The organism is Actinomyces sp. ICM58 (assembly GCF_000283035.1).
Lineage (GTDB): Bacteria > Actinomycetota > Actinomycetes > Actinomycetales > Actinomycetaceae > Pauljensenia.
In genome coordinates this window covers 1-3,813 of the sequence record NZ_ALIY01000009.1, presented here as the reverse complement: position 1 = coordinate 3,813, position 3,813 = coordinate 1, and the positions used below count along the sequence as shown (strand labels likewise).

Below are 3,813 nucleotides of genomic sequence, written 5' to 3'. Positions count from 1 at the left end.
CGCGCCGCCCCCGATCACCCGCCGCGCCCCCGAGCCGCCCCAAAAGTCGCACGTAATTCGATTGCCTGAACTTTCAACAAAGCCTAGAAACATTGCAATTCCAACGATCCGATTGCAACATTTGAAAGGTTTACATGGGAATTACGTGCGACATTGTTGAGGAACCATGACATTGCTGGGGGACCGTAGGGTCACCAGGGCCAGGCCGAACACTCCCCCTAAAAGTCGCATGCAATTCGATTACTTAAACATTCAATAAAGCCTACAAACGTTGCAATTCCAACGATCCGATTTCAACATTTGAAAGGTTTACATGGGAATTGCATGCGACATTGTTGGGGAACCATGACATTGTTGGGGGACCGTAGGGTCACCAGGGCCGCGCCCACCGCGCCCGCCGCGCTCCGCACCCGACACGCCCCCGGGCAGACAAGGGGCCAAGCAGCCCACACGCCCCCGGGCAGACAAGGGGCCAAGCAGCCCACACACCCCAACCGCGCAGAGAAACGGGCCGACCGAAACTCGCCTCGAATGACTATCCCCACAAACCATCCAGGCGTGACAAATGTTTGCACGTGCCTATCAGCACAGATAGCATGACCACTAGTCAGTTTTGTAATAACCACGGGCCCCGGGACGACGGAGTACTCATGCATCGCACATCCACACACGGCCACGCCACGCCCGCGTTGCCCCACTCGGCCGTTCACGCCCGGCGCGCGGCTCGCACGTGGGCCGCGAGCGCATCGGCACTCCTGGTGGGAGGCCTCGTCGTGGCGCCCCCCGCGCAGGCCACGCAAGCCACGCAAGCCACGCAAACCACGCAGGCCGCGCAAGCCGCGGAGGAACCCGGCGGCGCTTCCTTCACCATCAACAACGTCGCCTCGATTTTCACGGACTCGGTCGTCAACGACTCGCCCACCGAGCGCACCTACCCCTTCATCGACCCCAGTGACGAGCCGGGCGTGTGGGACTACAACTTCCGCCGCCTGGTCTACTACGGCACGGTCGAAGATACGCGCAACCAGGTGGACCGATACGCCTACATGGAGACCTACAAGCCGAATATGTGGTCGCGCGACGGGTGGGTCAAGCCCCTGGACCAGTGGGGGCCGTGGCCGGGCGGCTCGCTGCAGGACGGGTCGGGCTGGAAGCGCGCCCAGTGGCTGGAGTCCTCGCTGGCCGCGCAGGGCTATTGGAGCTACACGACGCGCTCGCTGCCGTGGGGCGAAAACCCCGCGGAAAACGGCGTCATCTTCTACAACAACGAGACCACCGTCCAGGGCAAGATAGCGCCCTGGAAGCAGACGGCGGTCGGCTTCCAGCCGGCCACGCCGGGCACGGTCGCGGCCGGACAGCCATTCCTGCTGGGCACGCTGCGCAACAACAACCTTCCAATTTTCAACAACTTGGAACGAGGCACGGGCAGGCAACAGAAGACGCTGACCGATGTGGGTCCTCAGCGTTTCTTCCACGGGGATCTGAACCTGCGCATCCAGGGTGACGGTTTCGCGATGCAGGGGGCGATCCCCTGGGATCTCGAAGAGTCCCAGGACGACACGGAGACGACGGTCGTGCCGCGCGCGGGCGGCGCCTACACGGTGGTGGCCAACAGCGTGTGCGACACGAACCCTGACGGCTCGGTGGCCGCGAACGGTAGCCGCCGCAAGATCGGCGGGAAGTTCACGGGCCCAGCGCGTCTTTACAACCCGGATGGGCGAAACTCCGACCAGTGGCTGACGGGACGCACCGTGTGCGCCCAGCACGTCGGCGCGGGCAACGGAAGCTACGACCTGTACAACAAGGGGCAGAAGGGCCACATCAACCAGACTGCCGGCTGGGCGAAAGCGCAGCGCGCGGAGAACGACTGGCCGGACGCCGTCGATATCTCCTTGCGCACCCCGGCCTCGAACGACACGCTGTCCATCTCCTCCTCCACGCTGCCGGACACGGTGTGGGAGAAGGACGGGATCCGCTACCGCATGACGATCTGGGGGTTCACGGATAACGGCCGCAGCGCCTCGTGCCCGGCCGCTCCCCCACAGGGCGCGCAGCCGGTCACGTCCATGAGCACGCCCGAACGCAACATGAGCTTCGCGTGCCTGTACGCCTCGATCACGCAGGAGCGCTACGTGCGCATCCATAAGGTCACCGAGATGGACGGCGCGGGCGCGGGAGCGACCCAGCCCTCGGTAGCCTTCACCTCCACGGCGACCAGCGACGCCAGCGACGCGCCCGCCGGCGCCATGGCCTCGTCGACGACCCCGGACGGAACCGCGGTGTCCGGCTGGGTCGAGGACGGCGCCTTCAACCAGACGCTTACCCCCTCCGGCCTGGGCGAGTCGAAGCGGGCGTCCATGGCCTCGTACCGGGCGTTCCTCGTGGGGCACTCCGACTTCACCATCACCGAGGCGGACGTCACCCCGGCCGACCCCTCGGAGGAGTGGACGCTTGAGTCGATCTCATGCGTGAACGGCGCGGGCGAGGCCGTGGCCGCGACCGTGGACACCGACACGAAGAGCGTTAATTTCGCGGGCGTCGGGGCGGCGGCCAGCGCGGCGGCGCTGACGATCGACTGCACGTTCACGAATCGAGCGCGCCGAGCGGACGTGAGCGTCAAGCAGGAGCTCGTGACGAGCGGCGGCAACGGCCCCGTGACCTTCGACGTGGATTACAAGGTGACCGCGACGAATAGCGGGTCGCTGGATGGGGACACGGGCGCCTTGCAGGTCGCGCCCGGTTTCCCCTCCAGCCTGACGATCAACTCGGTGCGCGTGGCCGCCACGCAGGAGGGCCTGGGCGCGGGGACCGAGCTGGCCGCCGCCGGCGGGCGCTACCAGATCACGAGCGGCGACCCACTGCCCGCGAACTCCTCGCGCGAGTACTGGGTGCGCGTCAACGTGACGCGCTCGGAAGCGGCGAACGTGGACGAGTCGCGATTCTCGTGCCGCTACCTGGGGCCGCCGCGCTCGGGATACGGCCTGTACAGCGAGGTCATCGCCGCGTCGGGTCGAGATTCGGACGGCACCGATAACAACAAGGCGTGCGCCCCCGTGCGCGTGCGAACGGTCGTCATCGCGAAGGCGGGCCGCCAGTTCACGAACCTCCAGTGGCCCGAAATTGCCAACGAGTACGTGGACGCGCAGGGCTACTCCTACTACCCGCTCGCCGGGTCCGAGTTCGCGATCTACGACGTGGACCCGCGCGTCGACGGGTCGGCCACCCCGGTCCTGACCCTGGATGCGTCGAACACCGGCAACTTCCCGTACTACTGGAAGGTGACGACGCTGGCGACGGACAAGAAGTACTGGCTCGTCGAGACGAAGGCCCCCGAGGGGCACCTGCTCCTGCCGCAGCCGATCGGCTTCACGCTCAGCGCGCAGCTGGGCGACGGCACGGGCACGAACGTCATGCCCGACACTGAGATCTTCGACCAAAACAAGTGGACGAAGGCCTCCGTCCAGGTCTACAACTCCGGCTACAACGACCTGACGTTGGACGTGCAGGGCATGATCATCGACGGGAAGTTCACGGCGACCATCATGGTGGCCGACCGGGAGGCCCCGACGCTCCCCTATTCCGGCGGGCCGGGCCTGTACCCGTACCTCGCGGCCTCGGCGGCCCTGATCGCCTCGGCGCTGGCCGCCCGGCGCGTGGCCCGCAGGAGGGTCGCAAGCTGACGCGAGACGATACTGACGCGAGGCCCGCAGGAGGGTCGCAAGCTGACGCGAGACGATACTGACGCGAGGCGCTAACAAACGCGAGGCGGGGCGCTGTGGACCACATCCACAGCGCCCCGCTCGTCACTCAACC

The 3,813-nt window shown here is 66.3% G+C and carries 1 protein-coding gene; it reads left to right on the top strand.

The window, feature by feature from the left end:
* Positions 1 to 650: 650 nt before the first annotated feature.
* Positions 651 to 3,680: a prealbumin-like fold domain-containing protein gene (locus HMPREF1138_RS00280; RefSeq protein ID WP_009055100.1), complete on the top strand. Its 3,030-nt coding sequence runs from the start codon at positions 651 to 653 to the stop codon at positions 3,678 to 3,680.
* Positions 3,681 to 3,813: the final 133 nt, after the last annotated feature.